The organism is Methylobacterium gregans (genome assembly GCF_022179245.1).
Taxonomy (GTDB): domain Bacteria; phylum Pseudomonadota; class Alphaproteobacteria; order Rhizobiales; family Beijerinckiaceae; genus Methylobacterium; species Methylobacterium gregans.
Map to the genome: position 1 here is coordinate 59,059 of NZ_BPQM01000008.1, position 23,208 is coordinate 82,266.

21 protein-coding genes and 1 pseudogene are annotated in these 23,208 nt (G+C 71.7%); 8 read left to right on the forward strand and 14 right to left on the reverse strand.

Features of this window, described 5'->3' with window-relative positions; all coding sequences use genetic code 11:
* Positions 1–63 precede the first annotated feature (63 nt).
* Positions 64–2,415, forward strand: coding sequence for a PAS domain-containing sensor histidine kinase (locus tag MFF54_RS02170; RefSeq protein ID WP_238300909.1), 2,352 nt, complete (start codon positions 64–66; stop codon positions 2,413–2,415).
* 268 nt (positions 2,416–2,683) lie between these two features.
* Here MFF54_RS02170 and MFF54_RS02175 read toward each other — a convergent pair whose 3' ends face one another.
* Positions 2,684–3,841, reverse strand: a complete 1,158-nt coding sequence (locus MFF54_RS02175; RefSeq protein WP_238300911.1) for a hypothetical protein — start codon at positions 3,839–3,841, stop codon at positions 2,684–2,686.
* A 63-nt stretch (positions 3,842–3,904) separates the two neighbouring features.
* Positions 3,905–4,258, reverse strand: coding sequence for a hypothetical protein (locus MFF54_RS02180; RefSeq protein WP_306423944.1), 354 nt, complete (start codon positions 4,256–4,258; stop codon positions 3,905–3,907).
* Between the two features lie 231 nt (positions 4,259–4,489).
* Here MFF54_RS02180 and MFF54_RS02185 point away from each other — a divergent pair, with 231 nt between their 5' ends.
* From MFF54_RS02185 to MFF54_RS02195, 3 genes are all read left to right on the forward strand, one after another.
* The gene (locus tag MFF54_RS02185; protein ID WP_238300913.1) at positions 4,490–6,379 is read left to right on the forward strand and encodes a PAS domain-containing sensor histidine kinase; all 1,890 of its coding nucleotides are present in this window, start codon (positions 4,490–4,492) and stop codon (positions 6,377–6,379) included.
* A gap of 66 nt (positions 6,380–6,445) precedes the next feature.
* Positions 6,446–7,144, forward strand: a complete 699-nt coding sequence (locus MFF54_RS02190) for a peptidoglycan-binding domain-containing protein (RefSeq protein ID WP_238300915.1) — start codon at positions 6,446–6,448, stop codon at positions 7,142–7,144.
* A gap of 73 nt (positions 7,145–7,217) precedes the next feature.
* A complete protein-coding gene (locus MFF54_RS02195) occupies positions 7,218–7,559 on the forward strand; it encodes a DUF1491 family protein (RefSeq protein WP_238300917.1) in 342 nt (113 codons plus the stop codon).
* A 40-nt stretch (positions 7,560–7,599) separates the two neighbouring features.
* On the opposite strand, the gene flhA is transcribed toward MFF54_RS02195, so the two are convergent.
* Positions 7,600–9,747: a flagellar biosynthesis protein FlhA gene (gene flhA, locus MFF54_RS02200; RefSeq protein ID WP_238300918.1), complete on the reverse strand. Its 2,148-nt coding sequence runs from the start codon at positions 9,745–9,747 to the stop codon at positions 7,600–7,602.
* Between the two features lie 180 nt (positions 9,748–9,927).
* Between flhA and MFF54_RS02205 the strand changes: the two genes are divergently transcribed.
* Both MFF54_RS02205 and MFF54_RS02210 read left to right on the forward strand, forming a co-directional pair.
* Positions 9,928–10,239: a hypothetical protein gene (locus tag MFF54_RS02205; RefSeq protein WP_238300919.1), complete on the forward strand. Its 312-nt coding sequence runs from the start codon at positions 9,928–9,930 to the stop codon at positions 10,237–10,239.
* A gap of 33 nt (positions 10,240–10,272) precedes the next feature.
* Positions 10,273–11,013 carry a general stress protein gene (locus MFF54_RS02210; RefSeq protein ID WP_238300920.1) on the forward strand — a complete coding sequence of 247 codons (741 nt, stop codon included), beginning with the start codon at positions 10,273–10,275 and terminating at the stop codon, positions 11,011–11,013.
* 69 nt (positions 11,014–11,082) lie between these two features.
* Here the strand turns inward: MFF54_RS02210 and MFF54_RS02215 are convergent, their stop codons facing one another.
* The 9 genes from MFF54_RS02215 to MFF54_RS02255 all read right to left on the reverse strand — a co-directional run bounded on the left by MFF54_RS02215 (position 11,083) and on the right by MFF54_RS02255 (position 17,081).
* Positions 11,083–11,568, reverse strand: a complete 486-nt coding sequence (locus MFF54_RS02215; protein ID WP_238300944.1) for a F0F1 ATP synthase subunit B family protein — start codon at positions 11,566–11,568, stop codon at positions 11,083–11,085.
* A 20-nt stretch (positions 11,569–11,588) separates the two neighbouring features.
* Complete coding sequence (locus tag MFF54_RS02220; RefSeq protein ID WP_238300921.1) at positions 11,589–12,164, reverse strand: F0F1 ATP synthase subunit B family protein; 576 nt, start codon at positions 12,162–12,164, stop codon at positions 11,589–11,591.
* Between the two features lie 196 nt (positions 12,165–12,360).
* Positions 12,361–12,588 (reverse strand): F0F1 ATP synthase subunit C, encoded by a 228-nt coding sequence (locus tag MFF54_RS02225; protein ID WP_066922442.1) that lies wholly within the window; start codon positions 12,586–12,588, stop codon positions 12,361–12,363.
* Between the two features lie 59 nt (positions 12,589–12,647).
* Positions 12,648–13,403 (reverse strand): F0F1 ATP synthase subunit A, encoded by a 756-nt coding sequence (locus MFF54_RS02230; RefSeq protein WP_238300922.1) that lies wholly within the window; start codon positions 13,401–13,403, stop codon positions 12,648–12,650.
* 80 nt (positions 13,404–13,483) lie between these two features.
* The gene (locus MFF54_RS02235; protein ID WP_238300923.1) at positions 13,484–13,864 is read right to left on the reverse strand and encodes an AtpZ/AtpI family protein; all 381 of its coding nucleotides are present in this window, start codon (positions 13,862–13,864) and stop codon (positions 13,484–13,486) included.
* Between the two features lie 192 nt (positions 13,865–14,056).
* Positions 14,057–14,701, reverse strand: coding sequence for a thioredoxin domain-containing protein (locus tag MFF54_RS02240; protein WP_238300925.1), 645 nt, complete (start codon positions 14,699–14,701; stop codon positions 14,057–14,059).
* A gap of 113 nt (positions 14,702–14,814) precedes the next feature.
* The gene (locus MFF54_RS02245; RefSeq protein ID WP_238300927.1) at positions 14,815–15,870 is read right to left on the reverse strand and encodes a lysylphosphatidylglycerol synthase domain-containing protein; all 1,056 of its coding nucleotides are present in this window, start codon (positions 15,868–15,870) and stop codon (positions 14,815–14,817) included.
* A gap of 144 nt (positions 15,871–16,014) precedes the next feature.
* Positions 16,015–16,929: a site-specific tyrosine recombinase XerD gene (locus MFF54_RS02250; protein ID WP_283206241.1), complete on the reverse strand. Its 915-nt coding sequence runs from the start codon at positions 16,927–16,929 to the stop codon at positions 16,015–16,017.
* Entirely contained in the window at positions 16,926–17,081 is a 156-nt protein-coding gene (locus MFF54_RS02255; RefSeq protein ID WP_066927583.1) for a histidine kinase, read from the reverse strand. The genes MFF54_RS02250 and MFF54_RS02255 overlap by 4 nt, the downstream gene beginning before the upstream one ends.
* A gap of 222 nt (positions 17,082–17,303) precedes the next feature.
* On the opposite strand from MFF54_RS02255, the pseudogene aroB reads away from it, so the two are divergent.
* Positions 17,304–19,058: pseudogene (aroB, locus tag MFF54_RS27755) on the forward strand (3-dehydroquinate synthase).
* Positions 19,059–19,136: 78 nt separating this feature from the next.
* Positions 19,137–20,387 (forward strand): glycosyltransferase family 87 protein, encoded by a 1,251-nt coding sequence (locus MFF54_RS02270; protein ID WP_238300933.1) that lies wholly within the window; start codon positions 19,137–19,139, stop codon positions 20,385–20,387.
* Positions 20,388–20,431: 44 nt separating this feature from the next.
* On the opposite strand, the gene MFF54_RS02275 is transcribed toward MFF54_RS02270, so the two are convergent.
* Positions 20,432–22,879 (reverse strand): glycoside hydrolase family 2 protein, encoded by a 2,448-nt coding sequence (locus tag MFF54_RS02275; RefSeq protein ID WP_238300935.1) that lies wholly within the window; start codon positions 22,877–22,879, stop codon positions 20,432–20,434.
* A gap of 158 nt (positions 22,880–23,037) precedes the next feature.
* A partial coding sequence (locus MFF54_RS02280) for a DUF1839 family protein (RefSeq protein ID WP_283206242.1) occupies positions 23,038–23,208 on the reverse strand: 171 nt, incomplete at its 5' end.

The window sequence follows — 23,208 nt, forward strand, 5'->3', positions numbered from 1 at the left end:
GATTCGGGACGGCGCGGAGCGCCTCCCGACATCCCGATTTCCCCCCTGGGACGAGGTCCGGACATGCCGGAGGCGGCTTCCGCTTCCCTCTCCGCGCGTGCGGACACGATCCTGGGCGTCCGCTGGCCGGCCCGCGCCAGGAGCGGTCGCCTCGCCCGGGTCGAAGCGGGCCTGCGCTACGCCATCCCTGCTCTGCTCTCTTGCTTCCTGGCCTGCCTCGTCGGCCTCACCGTCGTCCATGTCCGCGGCGAGCGCGAGGAGATCGTGGCAGCCGCCGCGAGCGAGATCGCCACGACGCTCCGGCTTGCCGCCGCGCTGCCGGGCGGCTCTCTCGACCTTGAGGCTCTCGCGGCGGGTCAGGCCCGGATCGAGCGGCGCCTGCTGCTGGTCTCCCATGACGAGCGCGTCGTCGTGGCACAGCCGCCGCTGCCGGCCGGCACGGACCGGCTCGCGCAGGTGCTTGGAGACGCGGAGGCGCTGACCGCCCTCGGACAGCGCGCCGGAACCCTCACCCTGACGATCCCAGGGGGCGAGACGGCGCTCGCCGCGATGCGGCGCCTGCCGGACGGGCAGCGCCTCGCCGTGGTCCAACCCCTCGCGCCGCTGCTGGCCGGCTGGCGCGAGCGCGCCCGCGACCAAGCGGTGCTGGTCGGAGCCGCGATCCTCGTCATCCTCGGCGTTGCCGTGGCCTACGGGCTCCAGAGCCGCCGGGCGCAATCGGCCGACCGGGTCTGCGAGCAGATCCGCCAGCGCCTCGACATCGCCCTCGGGCGCGGCGGCTGCGGCCTCTGGGACTGGGACATCCCGCGCGGGCGGATCTACTGGTCGAACTCGATGTACGCGCTCCTCGGCTACCGGCGCGAGCACGAGTACCTTTCCTTCGGCACGGTGAACGCCCTCGTCCACCCGGACGACGGCGACCTCTACAGCCTCGCCCGGGGGCTGGCCGCCAACCAGACCACCGTGGACCATGCCTTCCGGATGCGGGGCGCCGACGGTGCCTATGTCTGGCTGCGCACCCGCGCCGAGGTGGTGCCGGACGCCGCCGACGGCGGCAGCCACCTCGTGGGCATTGCCATTGACGTGAGCGAGCAGCACCAGCTCGCCGAAACCAGCGCCACCGCCGACATGCGCCTGCGCGACGCGATCGAGGCGATCTCCGAGGCCTTCGTGCTCTGGGACACCGGGAACAAGCTGGTCCTGTGCAATTCGAAATTCCGCCACCTGCACGCCCTCAACCCGGAAGACGCACAGCCCGGGCGCCGCTACGCCGAGGTGATGAGCCGGGGCATGCTGCCCCAGATCCGGCGCGAGTTACCGGAATCGGGCGCGGCCACGGCCCGCACCTTCGAGGCCGAGCTGACGGACGGGCGCTGGCTCCAGATCAGCGAGCGCCGCACCAAGGACGGCGGCTACGTCTCGGTCGGCACCGACATCACCAGTCTCAAGCGCCACCAGGAGCAGCTCGTCGCCTCCGAGCGCGAGCTGATCGAGACGGTCAAGGACCTCAAGCGCTCCCGCCGCACCCTCGAGGTCCAGACCCAGCAGCTCGCCGACCTCGCCGAGCGCTACCTCGACCAGAAGGCCACCGCCGAGACCGCCAGTCAGGCGAAATCCGATTTCCTCGCCAACATGAGCCACGAGTTGCGCACGCCGCTCAACGCGATCATCGGCTTCGCGGACGTGATGGCCAGCGAGGTGTTCGGCCCCCTGGGCTCGCCGCGCTACACCGAGTACTGCCGCGACATCGGCGAAAGCGGGCACTACCTGCTCTCGGTCATCGACGACATCCTCAACATGTCCCGCATCGAGGGGCACCGCGTCCGCCTCGCCCCCCGCGAGATCCCGGCGGAGCAGGCGGTGGGCGCCGCGCTGAAGCTGGTCGCCGAGGCGGCGCGGGCGAAATCGCTCCATGTCGGCCTCGACATCGCGCCGGACCTGACCGTGCTCGCCGACGAGCGCGCCCTGCACCAGATCCTGACCAACCTCCTGCAGAACGCCGTGAAGTTCACGCCCGCGGAGGGCAGCGTCGTGGTGCGGGCGCGCCGGGCCGGCGACTGCACGCACATCTTCGTGGAGGATACGGGCATCGGCATCCCGCGCACCATTCTGCCGCGACTCGGCCAGCCCTTTGTGCAGGTCGAGACCAACATGACCCGCAGCCACAAGGGCTCGGGGCTCGGCCTCGCCATCGCGCGCTCGATGGCAGAGCTGCACGGCGGCTCCCTGCGGATCCGCTCCGAGGTCGATCAGGGCACGATCGTACTGGTGCGCCTGCCCGCCCCCACCTTGGATCGCCTGGCTCAGGCCGCCGCGGCGGAGGCGTCCGATGCGGGCGCGCAGGAGACGGTCGCCGCCCTGCGCGAGGCCTCGGGCGCCACGCGCCGCCGCGAGATGGCCCGCGCGGCGATCTGAAGGAGGCCGCTTCCGGGCGGGGTCGGATCTCGGGAGGACCCTTTCCCGGACGCCCGGAGCGTCAGCGGAGGGTGATCCGAGATCCAGCGCGGGAAGGCGCGAAGCGTCCGTCTGCTGCAGCGCTCCTGAAGGATGCCGCTGTGCGGGACCTGATTGTCTGGATCCTGGGTCACCTTCCACTGCGTTCCAGGCGTCCCGGAAAGGGCCGTAGCTTCAGCCGCTTGCGGTCGCCGAGGCAACCGGCCCGATCGTGCGGCAGCTCCGCTCCTCAGCGCAGGTAGATCACGCTGTAGAGCGTGTGCCGCAGTTCCTCCTCCCACAGCCAGATCCGGCCGTCCTCGCAGCGCTCGCGGATGCCGGGGCGCATGTGGGCGCAGTAAGCACCGGTATTGTCCTGAACCCGGTACTGGCAGCGCCCGCCGACCCGGCGGCGGCCCACCACGGTACTCGAATGGTCGGCGGCGAGGTCCGGGTCCTTCGGGTCGCGCGCCTCCAGGATGTACCAGCTGTAGCCGATGGTGGGCGCCCGGCGGTGGTCGAGGGCGTAGTCGACCATCGCGAGCATCCGGTCGATCCGGGCGCGCGACGGGACCTTGCCGGTCTCCAGCATCTCCATGAACTCAAGCTGGTTCGAGGCGACCCGGTAGGAGACCGGCAGCAGCGGCACCGGCGACGGCCGGCGCCGACAGAGGGACGCGACCCGCCGCATCCAGGCGGCGTTGAAGGCGTCGGCCCGGCGGCTCCGCAGCCGGTCCACGGTCGCGCCGGTCGCCCGGAAGCACTGGTTCGGCGCCCGCACATGGGAGCCGTAGCGCTGCGCCAGGAAGAAGCGGGTATGGTGCGCGTAGCCCTCGTGCGAGGGCAGGTCGCGCTCGTCGCAGAGACCGTCGAGGTTGTAGAGCAGCGCTGCCGCGTCCTCCTCGCCGCCCTCCAGCTTGTCGAAATAGGGCTCGTGGCGCGGGTTGCGGGTCGGGTCGATATCGACCGCGTTGCGGCTCCAGGCGATGTCCTCGCGGAAGCGCGGATGCGCCCGCAGGTGCTGGGCGATGCGCGGATCGGGGAGTGCGGCGAGGCGCTCGGGATCGGCGAAGTAGAACTTGGTGGCGACGTCCAGCGGCGAGACAGCGCGCCCGACCCGCTGGGAGATCATGTCGGCGGTGGCGTAGGCGAAGCAGATCGCGCTCTCCCCCTGCCCCACCGGAATGTCGGCGGGCCGCGGCGAGAGCTGCACCCCACCGGGCAGGGCGTGGGTGGCCGGCGGCATCGCGATGCGCACGTCCGGGCAGCCGGGGCTGCGGGCGTAGGGGACAGAGGCCGGCAGCAGGTCCTGAGCGCCGGCTGGTCCGGAAAGCCCGAGGGAGAGCCCGAGGGGCAGCGCGATCATCAGTGCGGCGAGAAGCCCCCGCCCCCCGCATCCCCCGACCATCAGCAAGGCTCCCACCCGCCGCTCCCGCCCGGGAGCCCTCGGCGCCCTATAGCAAAGCCGCGCTCAGCGCGCCTCAATCCCACGCCAAGCCGGGGCTCGATCGGTGGGCGAGAGGGTGTCGCGCGAGGTGGGCTCCGGGATCTCCGGGACCGGCTGCCCGGCCCGCCGGATCAGCCCGGCCAGCGCCTCGCGGGCCACGCGCTCGCGGGTCTCGGGCGGCAGCGCGGCGGTGCCGGCCTGGATCGCGGCCGGGGCCGCACCGGCCAGCACCGCCGCGACCGCCTCCGTGGAGGGTATCGCGTGGGAGAGCGAGCCCGGCTCGCCGCGCTTCAGCGCGAAATAGGAGAGCGCGCCGATCACCAGCACGGCGCGCAGCAGGAAGGACATGGGCACGTCCTCGCGAAAATCCTGAGCCAAGTCGCGCGATCCTGCCGCGCCGGATCTGAAACACCTCTCAACGCGGCGCCCGAATCCTTCGACATGGTGAATACGCGGCCGTCCAATCGGCACGGGCCTGGTTACCTGCCGGAAAGCATCCCGGGCGATCGGCGGACCCGGGCAACACTCGTTTAAGCGCCCCCTGCGACGGTCGGCCCGTCGTTCGAAGTCGAGCCGGGGACGCCGGGGCCGAGAGGCCCAGCGTTTTGCGTGTCAGTCTTGCGTATCAAAGATGTTCTGCCCTCGCTGATCGACGCGCGCCTCGCGGGCCTCGTGCACGATTCCGTGCAGGACGAGGCCGTGCGCTTCCGCCACGAGCGCTTCCTGATCTCACGGCTGGCGACCGGCGCCGTGATGATGGCGGCCCTGCCGCCCTATCTCGTCTGGCGCGGTGTGCCCTCGGTGATCGAGGGTCTCGCCGTGGCGAGCCTGCTCCTGCCGGTGCTGGCCGCCGTGATCCTCGCGCGCACCGGTCATCTCTGGATGGCGCACGCGATCTCCTCGGCGGGGCTGACCGGCCTCGTCGTCTGCCTCGCGGGTCTCACGGGCGGCGCCGGCTCGGCCGCCGCGGTCTGGCTGGTGGCCATCCCGCTGGAGGCCGCGATCTCGGGCTCGAAGCGCTCGGCGATCTCGGCGGCGGCGATCGCGGCGCTCGGCGCGCTGGTCGTGGCCTGCGCGGGCAGCTGGATGCCCGCCGCCCCCGTGCTCGACCTCTCGGCCTCCATCGCCATGCCGGTCTTCGTGATCACGGCGATCGGCCATGTCGCGGCGCAGCTCGTCGGCCACCTGCGCCACGAGAACCGCGTGCGCCAGCGCCTGCAGGACAACGAGGCGCGCGACCGCCTGCTGCTCTCGGCGATCGACGACCTCGTCACCTGGCACGACGCCAACGGCCGCGTCATCGAGGCGGGCGCCTCGGCCTCGCGCTTTCTCGGCGTCGAGGCCGGCGCGCTGCGCGCCCACGGGCTCCTGGAGCGCGTGCACGTGGCCGACCGCCCGGCCTTCCTGCAGGCGCTCAGCGACGTCGCAGCGACTGGCCGGCCCGCGACCGTACCGTTCCGCCTCCACGTCGAGCCCGCCGCGGACCGGTCCGACGGCGCCCGCCTGATCCACGCCGAGATGCGCGCCCACCGGATCGCGCGGATCGGCGAGGGGCCGGTCGGCGTCGTGGCCGTCACCCGCGACGTCACCGAGCATCGTCGCCACGCGGAGGAGCTGGAGCGCGCCCGCGCCGAGGCGGAGCGGGCCGACGAGATCAAGAGCCGGTTCCTCGCCAACGTCACGCACGAGCTGCGCACGCCGCTCAACGCCATCATCGGCTTCTCGGAGGTTCTGGGTGGCGCGGGTGCGGGCACGCTCGGGCCCGATCAGGCGCGGGAATACGCGGGCATCATCGCGACCTCCGGCCGCCACCTCCTCGACGTGGTGAACTCGCTCCTCGACATGAGCCGGATCCAGAGCGGCAATTTCGACTACGCCCCGGAGCCGGTCGACGCCGCCGACCTGGTGCGCAGCTGCTGCGACCTGATGCGGCTGCGCGCGGACGCCGCCGGAATCACCCTGGTGCCCCCGGCCGCGGGCGGCCCCGTCGAGATCACCGCCGACCCGCGCGCCTGCCGCCAGATACTGATCAACCTCCTGTCGAACGCCGTGAAGTTCACCGCCCGCGGCGGCCGCGTCGAGTTGGCGCTGCGGCGCACGGGCGCGGGCCTCGAGATCGCCGTGTCGGATACCGGCACCGGCATCCGCGAGGCCGACCTGCCCCGTCTCGGCACACCGTTCTTCCAGGGCGGCGGCAGCGACTACAAGCGGGCGCACGAGGGCACGGGCCTCGGCCTCTCGGTGGTGCAGGGCCTCGTCGGCCTGCACGGCGGCTCGATCGCCATCGAGAGCGCGCCGGAGATCGGCACGAGCGTCACCGTGACGCTGCCCAGCCTCTGCCGCCCGGTCGGCGCTCCGGCGTCCCCCGCGCCGGTCTCCACCTCGGTGCGCCGGCTCGTGCCCCGGCCGGTCGGCCCGGTGGTGCGCCTGCCGCTCGGCCTCTTCGAGACCACGCCTGCCGGAACCGAGGCCCCCCTCCCCCTGAGACGCGCCGGCTGAGGGTGGATCCACGCGAGAGGCCCCGGTCCCGTTCAGGGACCGGGGCCGTGCCATTGAGGAGTGAGGATGCGCGAGTATCGCGAGATCAGCGTGGCGGGCGACGAGCGCCCGTTCCGGCAGGACGGGCGGGATGCGGGTGCGGCCCCGAGGCGCCCCGCGCCGCGGCGGCGCCCGGCCTCGACCGACTGGCGGGGGCTCGCTCTTTCCGGGATCGGCGGAACGGTGCGCCTCTGCCGGACTCAGCCCGGCAGCGTGCTGGGCTCCCTCGCAGTGCTGGGCGCCGTCACAGCGGTCTGCGTGAACGCGCTGGGCTCCCAGGCGGGCCGCCACCCGGCTCCTATCCTGCCGAAGCCGGCGCTTCGGCAGGAAGCACGCCAGGAGGGGGCGGCGCGGCCGCCGCTCGCGCGGGAGGCCGCGAAACCGGCGCCCGAGCGCCCCGCGGAAGCCACGCGCAGCCCCGAGCCCATCCGCACCGCCGAGGCGAGGCCGGAACCGCGCAAGGATGCCGCGAAGCCCGACCCGATCGCCGCGCTGATCCGCTCCGACGAGACCACGGCCTCGGTGAGCCCGAAGGACAGCGCCGTGATCCAGGCTCAGCGGGCTCTGAACAAGCTCGGCTACGGCCCCCTCAAGGCCGACGGCCTGATGGGTCCGGGGACCCGGGCGGCGATCGAGAAGTTCGAGCGGGCCGCCAAGCTGCCCGTGAAGGGGGAACCGGCTGGTCGGACGCTCCGCGAGCTGTCCCAGAAGGCCGGACAGGGCTGAGGCTCCAGCGGACGGCGCTGACTTGCATCGCCGCCCGGCGGCGCGCATCCCGGCGCGTCCCGAGGGTTTCCCGATGCCGCGCCTGCGCTCCGACTTCTTCGTCTCCGCCCATCTGCGCCGCCTCGACGTGGCGGCCATCCCGGCCGCTCTGCGCCGCCGCGGCGCCGCGGAGGCCGGCGCGATCTTCGTGAAGGTCGACCGCCTCGACGGCAGCGCCGACCTCTACGGCCCCGCCCCCCAGGCCCTGTTCGACGAGGACGGGCCGGGCGAGCGCCGCTTCAGTCCGCTCCTGCAGGGTGCGACGCCGCTCGATGTCGAGGAGCGCTTGACGAAGGAGGTGCGGTTCGACGCCGACCTCTGGATCATCGAGATCGACGACCGGGCTGGCCGGCATTTTTTGGACTTGGCGGAGTGATGGCCTTGGCGGAGTGACGACCTTGGCGGAGTGATGGATCTCAGATCGATCCCACGGTGCGCAGCCGCGCCCGCGGGTGGATCTCGGCCTGGCTCATCACCGGGGTCTCGCGACGGAAGCGCTCGATGATCGAGCGCACGAAGGGCCGCGACTGGGCCGAGGTGACGAGCACCGGCATCTCGCCGAGCCGCGCCGCCTGCTCGAAGCGGTCGCGCACCGTGTTGACGAATTCGGAGAGCTTCGACGGCTGCATCGCGAGGTAGCGCTCCTCCCGCTCGCCCACGATGGAATCGAGGAAGGCCTGCTCCCAGGCCGGCGACAGGGTGATGATCGGCAGCATGCCGTCCGGCCCCTGGTACTGCGCGCAGATCTGCCGGCCGAGGCGGGCGCGCACGTGCTCCACGATGTCGCGCGGGTTCTTCACCGCGCCCGCCACCTCGGCGACGCCCTCGACGATTGCCCCGAGATCGCGGATCGAGACCCGCTCGGCGAGCAGGAACTGCAGTACCCGCTGGATGCCGGTGGTCGAGATCTGCGCCGGGACCACCTCTTTCAGCAGCTCGCCGTGCTCCTTGGGCAGCTCGCGCAGCAGCTTCTGCACCTCGACATGGTTCAGGAGTTCGGAGACGTGCGCCTTGATGATCTCGGTGAGGTGCGTCGAGACCACGGTCGCCGCATCCACCACCGTGTAGCCCTTGAGCTGGGCCTGGTCGCGCAGCCCCGCGTCGATCCAGGTAGCGGGCAGGCCGAAGGTCGGCTCCAGCATGTGCTGGCCGGGCAGCTGCACCTGGCCGCCCATCGGGTCCATCGCCATGAACTGGCCGGGGAAGATCTTGCCGGTCCCGGCCTCGATCTCCTTGACCCGAACCACGTAGGCGTTGGCCTCGAGCTGGACATTGTCGAGGATGCGCACCGAGGGCATCACGAAGCCGAGCTCGGCCGCGAGCTGGCGGCGCAGCGCCTTGATCTGATCGGTGAGCCGGTCGCCGGCCTCGCCGTTGACGAGCGCCAGCAGCGCGTAGCCCATCTCCAGCTTGAGATCGTCGAGCTTGAGGAGGTCGGTGACCGTCTCCTCCTTGGCGGTGGCCGCGGCGGCCGGGTCGGCGGGCTTTCCGTCCGCGTCGAGGGGCGGCGCCTCCTTGGCGGTCTTGGCGATGCGCCACGCGGCGTAGCCGGCGCCGCCCGCGAGCAGAAGGAAGGGCAGGATCGGCATGCCGGGCAGGAAGCCGATCAGCACCATCACGCCCGCCGACATGCCGAGCGCCTTCGGATAATGGGCGAGCTGCTTGCCGAGCGCCTTGTCGGCCGAGCCCTTCACGCCGGCCTTCGAGACCAGGATGCCGGCGGCCGTCGAGACGATGAGCGCCGGGACCTGGGAGGCGAGGCCGTCGCCGATGGTGAGCAGCGTGTAGCTCTTGGCCGCCGCGCCGAAGGGCATGCCCTGCTGGGCCACGCCGATGATGATGCCGCCGATCACGTTGATGAAGGTGATCAGCAGCGCCGCCACCGCGTCGCCGCGCACGAATTTCGAGGCGCCGTCCATCGCGCCGAAGAACGAGGATTCCTCCTCCAGCGCCGCGCGGCGGGCCTTGGCGGCCTTCTCGTCGATCAGCCCGGCCGAGAGGTCGGCGTCGATGGCCATCTGCTTGCCGGGCATCGCGTCGAGGGTGAAGCGCGCCGCGACCTCGGCGATGCGGCCCGAGCCCTTCGTGATGACGACGAAGTTCACGATGATCAGGATCGCGAACACGATGATCCCGATGACGAAGTTGCCTCCCATCACGAAGTTGCCGAAGGCCTCGATGACGTGGCCGGCCGCCGCCGTGCCCTCGTGGCCGTGGCTGAGGATGAGGCGCGTCGAGGCGAGGTTCAGCGCCAGCCGCAGCATGGTGGCGATGAGCAGCAGCGTCGGGAAGACGGTGAATTCGAGCGGGTTGTCGATGAACAGGCCCGTCATCATGATCAGCACCGACATGATGATCGAGACGGCGAGCAGGAGGTCGAGCAGCACCGCAGGCAGCGGGAAGATCAGCACCGCCAGGATGCCCATCACGGCGGTGGCGAAGAACAGGTCCGAGCGCTTCGACAGCGCCTGGAGGTCTCCGCGATTGGGCAGCGTGAAGCCGGAGAGCGCACCCCCGAGGCCGCCCATCCCCCCCTTCGCCGGCACCGCCGCCGTCTCGCTCATGCCCGTCGTCCCGCACGCCCGCGCCCGCATCGGACGGACCCGGCAAGATTTGCCGGGCGCATGGTTAGCGGTCCGTTAACCGGAACCCCGGCACGCGCCCGGGGCTTGAGACAGGACAGGCCGTTGCGGGATCGAGGCCCGGCGGCCGCAAAAGGATCGCCACCCCGAGGAACGCCTCCGATGCGCAGCCTGCTCCTGCCCGCCGCCCTTCTGGCCCTCGCTGTCACCGGCGCGGCGGCACAGGAGCCCCAGACCAGACCGCAGGCGGCACCGGAGGCGCCGCACGGACAGGGCGCGGTCGGCGAGCCGCTCCAGCCCGGGGCCAACAGCTTCACCGAGGCCCAGGTGCGCGAGCGCTTCGGCAAGATGGGGTTTGCTGAGATCACCGACCTCAAGAAGACCGATCAGGGCATCTGGCAGGGCACCGCGACCCACGCGGGCAAGCAGGTCCGGATCGGGATGGATTACCGCGGCCACGTCGCCGCCCAGTAGCGGCCGGCCCCCACATAGAACCGGAGACATCCCATGGCCACACGCGCCGTCACGGCCCTGTTCGACGACTACGAGGCGGCGGCCCGCGCCGTCGACAAGCTGGAGGCCGAGGGCATCCCGCACGGCGCTATCAGCATCGTCGCGAGCGATCCCGACAACCGGATCGGCGGGCGCGCGCCCGCGGCCCGCTCCCCCGCCGAGGAATCGGACGCGGCCGACGGCGCCGGCACGGGTGCGACGCTCGGCACGGTGCTGGGCGGCGGAGCGGGCCTGCTCGCAGGACTCGGCCTGCTCGCCATCCCGGGCGTCGGCCCGGTCGTTGCGGCGGGCTGGCTCGTCGCCACGGTGACGGGCGCGGGTGTCGGCGCGGCGGCGGGCGGCCTGATCGGCGGCCTCACCGGCGCCGGCCTCAGCCAGCACGAGGCCGAGACCTACGCGGAGGGCGTGCGGCGCGGCGGCACGCTGGTCACCGCGCGCGTGGACGACGGGCTCGCCGACCGGGCACTGGCGATTCTCGACAAGCACGGCTCGATCGACCTCGACGAGCGCGCGCAGGGCTGGCGCGCCGAGGGCTGGACCGGTGGCGGTGCGACCGACGGGACGGCGTCCAGCAGCGCGAGCGGGCTGGGCACGGCCAGCGCCGCGGGCGCGGCGGGCGGCGGCCTGGGCGATCCGAGCGCGCCCGCGACGGGCGGGCTGCCGAAGACGACCGACCTGGTCGGCGGAGCGCCGGAGCACCCTGTGGGTCGGGCGCCCGGATCGGCGCCGCGCTGACGCGGCGTTCTGAAACGAGAAAGGGCCGCCCGGCGGGGCGGCCCTTTTTTCGATGTGTTGTCCAGGCCTTCAGGCCCGCAGACGGGTCCGGACCTCGCCGAGGCTCGCGCGGATCAGGTTCTGCGCGGCATCGCCCTGCATGCGCTCGCGCAGGATGGTCTCGGAGACCTTCACGGCGGCGTCCGCCGCGGCGGCGCGGACCTGGGCCTCGGCCTGGGCCTCGGCCTGGGCGATCTTCGACTCGGCGGCCTTGGTGCGGCGGGCCACGAACTCGTTCAGGCGCTGGTGACCCTCGGCGGCGGCGCGCTCGGCCTCCTGGCGGGCGCTGGCCACGATCGCCTCGGCCTCCTTCTCGGCCTCGGTGCGGCGGCGCTTGTAGTCGGCCAGCACGGCGGCAGCCTCCTCGCGCAGGCGCTTGGCCTCGTCGAGCTCGTGGCGCACGCGCTTGGCGCGGCTGTCGAGCCCCTTGGTCATCGCACTGAACGCCCCGGCCTTGGCGGCGAGCGCCAGGAAGACCACGAAGGCGACGAGGACCCAGAATTCCGCGGTGAGCAGCATGGTTGTGGGTCTCCGACTCAGTGCGCGGTGGCGTTGAGGGCGCGCTCGACGCTGGCCTGGTCAGGGGCCTGGCCGGTGAGGCGCTCGACGATCGCGGTTGCGGTCTCGCCCGCGATGGTGCGGACGTTGCCCATCGCCTGCTCGGTGCGGCCGCGGATGGTGGTCTCGGAGGCGGCCAGCCGCTGGTTCAGCTCGGCCTCGAGGGATTTCCGCTTGGTCTCGGCCTCGGCCGAGAGCGCGTTGCGGGTCTCCTGGGCGATCTCGCGGGCCTTGCCCTGCGCTTCGTTGAGCGACTTCTCGTAGGCCGCGCCCGCGGCATCGGCCTCGGCCTTCATGCGCTGGGCCTCGTCGAGGTCCGCCGAGAGCCGGGTGGCGCGGTCGTGCAGGATGCCCTGGATGCGCGGCAGCGCGATCTTCGACATCAGGTAGTAGAGCAGGCCGAAGGCCAGCGCGAGCCAGACGATCTGCGCCAGGAAGGTGTGGGTCTCGAAGGGCGGGAAGGCGTGCTGCTCGGCCGGGTGCAGGATCTCGCCTTTACCCGCGTAGGTGTCAGTCCCGGGCGGCGGGGTCGTGAGAGGGTTCGGCTGCGCCATGGTCCCGTCCTGAAAGGAATGTCAAAACAAACGAGCGCCCGCGGGATACCGCCGGAGCGCTCGGTGTCTCTCGCGAAGCTCCCGCCGCGTCACCGTGGCCGGAGGAGGATCCGCTTGCGGGATCGGGAGCTTTGCGGGGAACACCTGAACCGTGCCCGTCGCCGCGGCGGACCCGCGGCGACGGAGCGATCCTGCCTCAGACGGCGAAGAGGAGGAGCAGCGCGACGAGCAGCGAGAAGATGCCGAGCGCCTCGGTCAGCGCGAAGCCGAGGAGCAGGTTGGTGCGCTGGCTGTCGGCGGCCGAGGGGTTGCGAAGCGCGCCGGCGTAGAACTGGCCGAACAGGTTGCCGAGGCCGATGCCCGCGCCCGCCATGCCGAGGCAGGCGAGACCGGCGCCGATGTACTTCGCAGCGACGGGATCCATGAGTAACTCCTGAGGTTTCGAACGATTTTCGTTGCGCGGAGGGAGGCCGGCCGAGGAAATCAGTGGCCGGGGTGAAGTGCGTCGGCGAGGTAGACCGCCGTCAGCGTCGCGAAGACGTAGGCCTGCAGGGCCGCCACCAGGAATTCCAGTGCGGTCAGCGCGATCGTGAGGAAGAGCGGGAGCGGCGAGAGGATGCTCCAGGCGCCCGCGAGCAGGAGCTGCGCGACGAAGAAGGCGAAGATCTTCAGCGCGATGTGGCCCGCCAGGATGTTGGCGAAGAGACGGACCGAGAGGCTGATCGGGCGCGAGATGAAGGAGACAATCTCGATCGGCACCATGATCAGCAGAAGCGGCTTGGGCACGCCCGCCGGGATGAACAGGCCGAGGAAGTGGCTGCCGTGCTTCATCACGCCGTAGATCACGACCGTCGAGATCACCAGGAAGGCGAGGCCGAAGGTGATGATCAGGTGGCTGGTCACCGCGAAGGCGTAGGGGATCATCCCGAACAGGTTCAGGACGAGAACGAACATGAACAGCGAGAAGACAAGCGGCAGGAAGCGCTGCTCCTTGTCGCCGGTCGCCTGGTGCACCGTGTCGGCGATGAACTCGTAGAAGACTTCGGCCAGAGCCTGCATCCGGCCCGGCACCACCGAGCGGCCGGCAGTGGCCACGATGGTGATGAAGGCGATGACGCCGACGGCGGCGAACATGTAGAGCGCCGACTGCGTGAAGGCGATTTCCTGGTTGCCGATATGGCCCAGGGAGACGAGCGGCTTCAGCTCGAACTGGTGGATCGGGTCGATGCTGGCCGCCATGCTCTTGCTTCTGCTCCCTCGCGCGCTCGGGCGGCCTCAGCGGCCGGCCCCGGGCGGCTAACCCGAATCCGTGTCGACCCTCAAGGGCCTTTGCGATCTTTTGGGCCTCCAGGGTCGTTCGTCCCCGAGAAGCCGGACAGGCGCATGATGTTGTAGACGCCCGTCACGAAGCCCAGCAGCACAAGGACGATCATCCCCCAGGGTTTCGTCCCGAGGAAATGGTCGCACAGCCAGCCGAGGATTCCGCCCGCGATGATGGCGGCGATGAACTCTGTGGAGAGCGTCATCGCCTGCCCGAGGGAGGAGTGCGCGGACGGCCCTGGACGCGGCGAAGGATCGGGAGCAGCGGAAGGCCGCTTCCGGTCGATCTGCGTCTCGAGACGTCTGAGCCTCGCGGAGAGTTCGCTGTCGTTGGGCGCCCGGTCTCCCTGCCCCTCGTCCTTGCTGTCGTTGCCGCTCACGGCGCGACCTCACAGTGTCGAGAGGACCCGAAAACTAGGCTTGCCCCCTTCAAGCGCGGCGCACCATAGTTTCGCCCCTATGGCGTGTCAAGGCGCGGAAGACATCAATCAAGTTCTTGCGAAATTTGATGTTTTGGCGTTTTCCGAGGTCCGCATCGACGGCTCGCCCGCGGATAAGCTCAGCCGCGTGGATCAGGCGCCGAGGATCGGCTTGATCACCTTCTCCATGCCGTCGATCGTCATCTCGCCCTTGTAGCGCTCGCCGTTGATGAAGAAGGTCGGGGTGGAATCGACCTTGAAGGTGTCGAGGCCGCGCTGCTTGGTGGCGTTGACGCCGTCGTAAAGCTTCTGGTCCTTGAGACAGGCCTCGAACTTCTCCTTGCTGATGCCGGCTTGGCGCAGCATCTGCTCCAGGGCGTCCACGGGCTTCTGCTGGAAGGCCCAGGCGGCCTGCTGGTCGAAGAGCAGGTCGGTGATGGGGTAGTACTTCGCGTCGCCGTCGCAGCGGGCCAGCATGAAGGCGGCGGTGGCCAGCGGGTCGAGCGGGAACTCGCGCAGGGTGAAGCGTACCTTGCCGGTGTCGATGTAGCGCTCCTTGAGCGCCGGCCAGGTCGTGCGGTGGAAGGCGGCGCAGTGCGAGCAGGTCATCGATGCGTACTCGATGATCGTGACCTTCGCGTCCTTCGGTCCGAGCCAGACGTCGCCGAGGGGGCCCGGCTGCATCAGCGCGGCGGCGTCCAGGCCCTGCGCCAGCGCGGGCAAGCCGAGCTTCGGCAGGATGACGGCCGCGCCCACGGCGAGCCCGGTGAGTTTCAAAGCGTCGCGCCGCGTGATCATGTCGTGACTGGCTCCGCTGCTGATCGGCTGCTGATCGAATGATCTTCCGGCCTGCGGTAGCGGCGCCGACCCGCGCTTGCAAGGCGACGAATCGACGACAGGCCGCCCCCCCCTCAGACCGCCTTCTCCTTGAGCTTGTGCTCGATCTCGTGGGCATCGAGGCCCGGCGCGGTCACCGGCGGCTCGGGCACGGCGGGCGTCTCGCTCTTGCCGACCGCGGCGGCGAGGCGCGAGCGCTCGAACATCAGCACGATGACGATCGAGGCGAGCAACGGCAGCCAGAGGTAGAACACGCGGAAGATGATCACCGCGGCGATCACGGCGTCCTTCTGCGCGTTGTCGGTGATCTGCATCGCCGTGATGAAGACCAGCTCGAACACCCCCAGACCGCCGGGCGCGTGCGAGGCCAGTGCCAGCGAGAACGAGGCCAGGAAGATCGCCAGCACGGTGAGGAAGTCGACGCCCATCGACTGGGGCAGCGCGAAGTAGATGATGCCGGCAGCGCCCAACAACTCCAGCGGCGCGGCGATCAGCTGGCGGCCCATGATGCCGGGGCGCGGATATTCCAGCTTGAACGAGCGGATGTGCAGCGGCGGCAGACGCAGGATCGAGCCGGCGACGTAGAGCGCCACGAAGGCCAGCATGCCGATGCCGACGATGAGGGCGGTCTTCGGGTCGGTGAAGACGGCCGGGAGCTTGCCCTCAAGCCGCGAGAGCAGGTGCGGGTCGAGGACGAGGGTCAGGCCGCCGAGCGAGACCGTGCCGAGGAAGAAGGTGAACGAGCAGAGCGCCACCAGCACCGCGACCTGCGCGGCCGAGAGCCCCTTGGCGGTGTAGGCCCGGTAGCGCACCAGCGCGCCCGAGAAGACCGAGGCACCGATATTGTGCGAGAGCGCGTAGGTGGTGAAGGAGCAGAGCGAGACGAACAGCCACGAGATGTGGCGCACGCCCAGATGCAGCAGCGCGATCCGGTCGTACCAGGCAAGTGCCGCGTAGGCGACGAGGGTCGAGACCAGGGCCAGCAGGATCCGGTGCGGCGGGATCGCCAGGATCGCACCCCAGATCGCCGAGAGCGAGGTCGTCTTCAGTTCCTGGTAGAGAAAGTAGCCGGAGACGACGACGGCCGCGAGGCCGACGAGCGGCCAGATGAACTCGCTGATCTTCTTCATGGCACTCACGTCCCCGGAATGGCGACCCTGATGCGCCAGGAACCGGCGCACCGCAAGCGGGGCAGGACGGTCCTGCCGGGGCGGGTCATGTCAGGCGATCGTGACCGTTTCGTGTGGGCGCCGGGACAGCCTTCGGTCGTCGCCTCACTCGTCCATCAGCGGGTGCAGGTCGCGCACCATGCCCTTCAGGCGCTCGTCGAGGACGTGGGTGTAGATCTGCGTGGTCGAGATGTCGGCGTGGCCGAGCAGTTCCTGCACGATGCGCAGATCCGCGCCGTTCTGGAGCAGGTGGCTGGCGAAGGCGTGGCGCAGGACGTGCGGGCTGATCCGGTCGGCGCGGATCCCGGCGGCTCCGCCCGCCACCTTCAGGTCGCGGGCGAAAGCCTGCCGGGTGAGATGGCCGCTCTCGCTGTCGGAGGGGAACAGCCAGGGCCCCTCGCCCGTCAGGCCGGCGAGATGCTCGCGCATCGCCGCGCGGGCGAGGTCGGTCAGTGGTACGAGGCGCTCGCGCCCGCCCTTGCCCCGCACCACGAGGTAGCGCTCCCGGGTGGTCGCGGCCGAGCGCGGCAGGCTGATCAGCTCCGAGACGCGCAGGCCGGTGGCGTAGAGGAGTTCGAGCAGGCAGAGCATCCGGCGCGCGCGGGCTGCCTCGCCCGGGTGCTCCGACGCACCGACCCGCGCACGCGCCGCGTCCAGCAGGCGGTCGACCTCGGCGACGCCCAGCACCTTCGGCAGGCCCTGCGGCCGCCGCGGGCCGGAAACGGGCGCGGACGGATCGGTCTCCGCCAGACCTTCTGCGTAGAGGAATTTGTGGAAGCCGCGGATGCAGGACAGTTTGCGCGCTGCCGACGAGGCCTTGAGGCCGCGCGTTTCCAGTTCGGCCAGATAGGCCCGCAGCGTCGCGGCCTCGACCGCGTCGAGATCGGTCCCGCCCCCCGCGAGCCAAGCCCGATAATCGTCGAGGTCGCGCCGGTAGGCGGACAGCGTGTTGATGGCGGCTCCCCGCTCGGCTGCCAGCATGTCGAGATAGGCGCCGATCTCCGGATCGGGCGGGCTCACCGGTTGGCCGGCGGCTGCAGCTTCGCCGGCGGGATCGTCACGCTCATCTCGCGCGGGGTCGGCTTCACGAAGGTCGCCAGGGCGAACATCCCGGCGAAGACCAGACCGGCGAGGATCGCCAGCGTCGCGAAGAAACGGAACAGGGTCGGCACGTCGGGACAATCTCGGTCGAGCGGGAGCGGCGCCGGCAGGCCGGGGGGTCGAGCAACCCGGGGCTCCCGCGTTGCACCACGCGCCCGCCCCGATGGCAAGGGCCCGTGTACCACACCCGAGGCCACAGCTTCCGAGCGAAGCGCGGCCGTGATGGGTCTCCGGCCGTTCCCTGTCCCCGGCAAACGCGCTAAGACCCGCCGTTCCATGCGAAGTCTGCTGCGATGAACGAGCCTGCTCAGCCGGGCGGAGAACCGATCGAGGCGCGCCTGCGCCGGGCCCTGGGGACCCGGTCGATCGTGCTCGTCGGTCTGATGGGGGCGGGCAAGAGCACCGTCGGCCGGCGGCTGGCCCAGCGCCTCGGCCTGATCTTCAAGGACGCGGACCACGAGATCGAGGCTGCGGCCGGCCTTACCATCCCGGACATCTTCGCGATCTACGGCGAGCCGAGTTTTCGCGATGGCGAGGAGCGGGTGATCGCACGCCTGCTGCGCGCCGGCCCGCTCGTGCTCGCCACCGGCGGCGGCGCCTTCATGCGCGACGCGACGCGGGCGCGGGTCGGCGAGTCCGGGGTCTCGGTCTGGCTGAAGGCCGAGCTCGACGTGCTGATGCGCCGGGTGCGCAAGCGCGGCAACCGCCCGCTCCTCGAGACCGAGGATCCCGAGGCGACGATGCGGGCCCTGATGGAGGCGCGCCACCCGGTCTATGCCGAGGCCGACGTGGAGGTGCTCTCCCGCGACGTCTCCCACGACCGGGTGGTCGACGACGTGCTCGAAGCCCTCGTGGCCCATCTCGACCCATCGGCGCGCCCCGCGGTCGCCGCGCAGTAGACAGTCATTCAAGCCATGTCCGCCCCCATGTCCGACGCTCCTCTCGCCGTGCACGTGCCCCTCGACGGGGGCCGCGCCTACGACATCCTGATCGGGCGCGGCCTCGTCGCGGAAGCCGGTGCGCGCGCCGCCGCGCTGGGGGCGCGGGCGGCCGGCATCGTCACCGACGAGACCGTGGCCGAACTCTACGGAGCGCGGATCCGCGAGAGCCTGGAGGCGGCGGGCCTGCGCGCCGGGCTGATCGTGGTGGCGCCGGGCGAGGCCTCGAAATCCTACGCGGGCTACGCGGCTGTCTGCGACGGGCTGCTCGCCCTGAAGATCGAGCGCGGCGACCTCGTGGTGGCGCTCGGCGGCGGCGTGGTGGGGGATCTGGCGGGCTTCGCGGCCGCCACGCTCCGGCGCGGCGTGCGCTTCGTGCAGGTGCCGACGACGCTGCTGGCCCAGGTCGATTCCTCGGTCGGCGGCAAGACCGGGATCAATTCGCCGCTCGGCAAGAACCTCGTCGGCGCCTTCCACCAGCCGCGCCTCGTGCTCGCCGACACCGCCACCCTCGACACGCTCTCCGAGCGCGAGATGCGGGCGGGCTACGCGGAAGTCGCGAAGTACGGCCTCATCGGCGACGCCGACTTCTTCGGCTGGTGCGAGACGAACTGGCGCGGCATCTTCTCCGGCGGGCCCGAGCGCGACGAGGCGGTGGCGATCTGCTGCCGCGCCAAAGCCGGCGTCGTCGTGCGCGACGAGCGCGAGGACGGCGAGCGCGCCCTGCTCAACCTCGGCCACACCTTCGGCCACGCCCTGGAGCGCCTGACCGGCTACGATTCCGCCCGCCTCGTCCACGGCGAGGGCGTGGCGATCGGGCTGGCCCTGGCCTTCCGGTTCTCGGCCCGGCTCGGGCTCTGCTCGGGCCAGGAGGCGGGCCGGGTCGCCAACCACCTCGCGCTCGCCGGCCTGCCGACCCGCCTCGCCCAGGTGCCGGGCGGATGCGGCGACGCCGACGCCCTCCTCGACGCCATGGCCCAGGACAAGAAGGTGCGCGACGGTGCCCTCACCTTCATCCTCGCCCGCGGCATCGGCCGGAGCTTCATCGCGCCGGGCATCGACCGTGCCGAGGTCCGCGCCTTCCTAGAGGACGAGCTGCGGGCGGGCTGAAGCCCCGTCCGCGTTAACCGCGCCGGAACCGGCCGGGCGCATTCTACGCGCAATCGGGACCGTCCGCGGGAGTGGGGATTGCGCGCGCCCTCGAATCTTCAGGCGAGTCTTCACGCCGCGATCGCGGATCTGCGCGACCTCGCGCGCAGCGACACGCGGCTCTACCGGCTCGCGCTGCGGGCGAGCCTCTGGCTCCTGCCCGTCATGCTGGGCATCGTCCTCCTCGGCTTCGAGATGGGGCCGGTGCCGGGGCGCGACTGCACCGGCAACGTGATGGGCGTCGACTTCACGCAGGTCTGGGCGGCCGGTCAGGCGGCTTTGCGCGGCGCGGCGGCCGAGCCCTACGACCTGCCGCGCCATCTCCAGAACCTGCGCGAGGCCTTCGGACCGGAGTGCCGCTTCGCTTGGCATTACCCGCCGGTCTTCCTGCTGCCCGCCGCCGCGGTGGCGGCCCTGCCACCGCCAAGCGCCTTCCTGGCCTGGACGCTCGCGGGGACGGCTCTCTTCGCCCTCGCCCTCCGGTTCGCCGGTGGCCGGGCGGCGATCATCATCGGGCTCGCCCACCCACTGGTCTTCTGCAATCTCGCCTACGGGCAGAACGGGCTCTTCACGGCGGGGCTCCTGACCCTCGGGGCGCTTCTCGTCGACCGGCGCCCGCTGGTGGCGGGGCTGTGCTTCGGCCTCGTCGCCTACAAGCCGCAGCTCGCGGCGCTGCCCCCCCTGCTGCTCCTCGCTACCGGGCGCTGGCGCTGCCTCGGCGCCTGCATCGGTACGGTCCTGGCGCTCTGCCTCGCCGCGCTCCTGGCCTTCGGCACCGCGCCGTGGCTCGGCTTTCTCGGAACGCTCGGTGAGACCGACCGCATCATCCTGCGCCAGGCGGCGGCGGGCCTCGACCTCAACGCCAGCGCCTACGGGGCGGTGCGGCTGGCCGGCGGTCCCTTCGCCCTGGCCTGGACGGTCCAGATCGCGGCGAGCCTCGGCGCCCTGGCTCTGGCCTGGCGGGTCTGGACGACCTGCCCCGACCCGCTCCTACGCGCCGCGACCCTGCTCGCCGCCGCGCCGATGCTCTCGCCCTACGTGCCGGTCTACGACCTCGCGCCGCTCGTGCCCGCCACGGTGCTGCTCGTGGTCGCGGCCCGGCAGGCCGGCGGTCTGCGCGCCTGTGAGCGCTGGCTTCTGGTCGCCGCGCCGCTCACCGCGGCGCTCCGGACGGGCGCGGAGGCGACCGGGATCTGTTTCGGCCTGATCTTCGCGCTGGCGACACTCGCCTGTCTCGCCGCCCGCACCCTGCCGCAGCCTGAGCCGCGGGGCCTCGGGGCGCTGCCCTGAGAACCCGCCCGCGGGCCTTGACGGCCCTCCGGGATCCCGCGACTTCAGTCGCCGTGTCCGAACCCCACCGTCTCGCGGGCATTGAGCGCCCGCACCCGGCCGCGCGGCAGGTGCATCACCCCTGGGAAGGCGATCAGCCGCTCCGTGCCGGGGGCGAGATGGAACCCCGTGTCGTCGGGTCGCGCGCTCTCCGCTTCCACCTGTACGCCGAGCGCGTGGCGCTCCGCTCGGATGCGGATCGCAGCCCCCTCCGCGGTCACCGCGAGGCCGGTCTCGGCCGGCTCGATCCGGCGCCCCCCCGGGAAATGGAAGGCCTCGGCCATGACCGCGCCGGCCGGCTCGCAGAGGCTCGCATGTCCGAGCGTGTGGGCCGGCGGCCCGAACCGGTAGCTGTCGGTGGCGTCGAAGAAGCGGCCGAGGAGTTCCGCGGACGAGAGGGTCTGGGATGAACGACCCGGAAGGGTGACGGCGCGCTCGGCCTTGGCGACCGCGCGGCCCGCCGCATCCGTGAAGGCGAGGCGCAGGGTGAGGTCGCGCGCGGCTGCGGTCTCGTTGTGCAGGTGCACGTGGAGCCCGTTCAGCCCCTCGTCGGAGAGCGTGACCTGCACCGGACGGAGGGCCCGCTTCAGGGCGTACCAACCCGATTTCGGCTGGCCCCGCGCGTCCACGATCCCCCAGCCCGTCCCGGGGGCGAGGTCGCGCAGGAACCAGACGAGGCCGCCCCGGGTCGCGGAGCGCGCCCGGCGCCACTCGGCGAAGGTCGCCTCCACCACCTCGGCGACCGCGGCCCGCCCGAGGTCACGGTAGCGCTCCGGATCGGCGCGGCGCAGGGCCGCCGGATCCACCCCGAACAGCAGGCCGACATAATGGTCGCGCACCTGCTCGAAATCCCAGTCCGCTCCCCGGTCGCGCGGGATGCCGTTGCTCCAGCGCTGCGCTTCCATGTCGCCGAGGCTCATCGCGGCGAGACTCGGCTCTTCGGGCAGGTTCGCGAAGGCGAGGCACTCCGTGGCGAAGCCGACTTCGGCCCGGCGCGCATCCTCCAGGGGCCGGCGGTAGGCGCCGACGCCGTAATAATGCGTCACGCCGGCCATCGTGGAGAAGGGCAGATCCCCTCCCGAGGGCGAGTTCGGCACCACCGCAAGGTCCGGCCGGACCGCCCCGGCCAGCATCGGAAGTCGCTCGCCCGCGAAGGAATCCGCCCAGACCGCCTGCGGCGCGCCCAGCATCGCGGCCTGCTGCCAGACCTCGCTGCCCCCGGAGAGCACGCAGAGCGCAGGCGAGAGCTGGGTCCGGTCGAGGAGGGCCGCGATCTCGGCCTCCAACTCCTCGCGGAAAGCGGGATCGTCGTGCGGATAGTCGAAGTTGGCGAGCATCAGGTCCTGGAAGACCAGGATGCCCATCTGGTCGCAGAGATCGTGGAAGGCGAGAGATTCGTAGAGCGTGATGCCGGAAATCCGCAGCATGTTCATCCCGGCCTCGCGGGCGAGATCAAGGAGCGGGCGGGCGTCCTCCGCGCCGCAGCCGAGGCCGACGAGGTCCGGCGGCATCCAGTTGGCGCCGCGGCAGAAGACCGGCACGCCGTTCACCGCGAGGCCCAACCCCTCCGCGAACGGGCGGGTCAGGGTGAGGCTGCGGAAGCCCGTGCGGCCGAGATCGTGGGTGCGGCCGTCGAGATCGACCGCGACCGCGTGCAGACGCGGCTCGCCGTGGGTGTGGGGCCACCAGGGGGCGATGCCGGGGAGGAGGAGTTCGCCCTCGAAGAGATCCGGCGCGGTCCGCGCGAGCGCCACGGCGCGGCCGTCGCAGCGGAGCGTGGCCCGCTCCACCGGGCCTTCGACGCGGAGCCGCGCGACGAGCCGCCCGGTCTCGCCGTCGAGGCTGGCACGGAGGTCGGCTGCCGCGAGCTCCGGCGCGTCCGCGGGCAGCGGCGTCAGGGTGATCGGACGGTACGGACCGGCGAGATCGATCCCCGGGCACCAGCCCGGCATGAAGCCGAGGAGGCTCGTGCGCGCGTGGCGGAGCGAGCCGGGCGTCGCGAGACGGGGACGCCAGCGCCCGCGCTTGGCCGGCCGGTCGAGCTCGGCCTTCAGCGCGCGGAAGCAGAGGACGAGGTCGTTCGCTCCAGCGAGATCCACCGCGATCGCGTGGGCGCGGAACATCGAGCGGCTGGCAAGAATCGGTGCGCCGTTGAGCCAGACCTCGCAGAGCGTCGCCAATCCCTCGAAGGCGAGGCGCGCACGGCCGGTACCCGGAAAGGTGGTGCGGTACCAGACGTCGCGGTCATGGATCGGGGCCGGCTCGGTCTCGGACCACAGGCCCGCCTCGCGCAAAGCCGCCGCGACGGTGCCGGGGACCCGGGCGGGGATCCAGCCGTCGAGCCCGGCGAGGTCGTCCGGCCCCGCGCAGGTGCCGGACGGGGTGGTCGCGAGCTGCCAGGGGCCGCCGACGGGCAGCGGCGGGACGCCGTCGACGGCGCGGATGCGGGCCATGCTGGATCTCGGAGCGGGTTCGATCGGATGACCCGGTCAGCGAACGCGGGATGCGGTAGCGGTCGACCACCGGGTGCCCCAAGCGATCTGTTCGGCTCGGGTGGAGCCCCCCTTCCCCGCGTGCGGGGAAAGGGGGTCCGCACCGCACAGGAGGACCTTCAAGCCAGCGCACGATCCAGCGTCGTGAACACCGCATCGTACTGTGCCGCCGCGTTGTCGAGGCGCGCGCCGAGGTTCTGCGCGCTGCGGCGGTGGAAGGCGCGGGCGAGCTGGAACTGGAAGGTCTTGGCCTCCTGTGCCAGCGTCCCCGCCGCCTCGGCCGCCGCTGC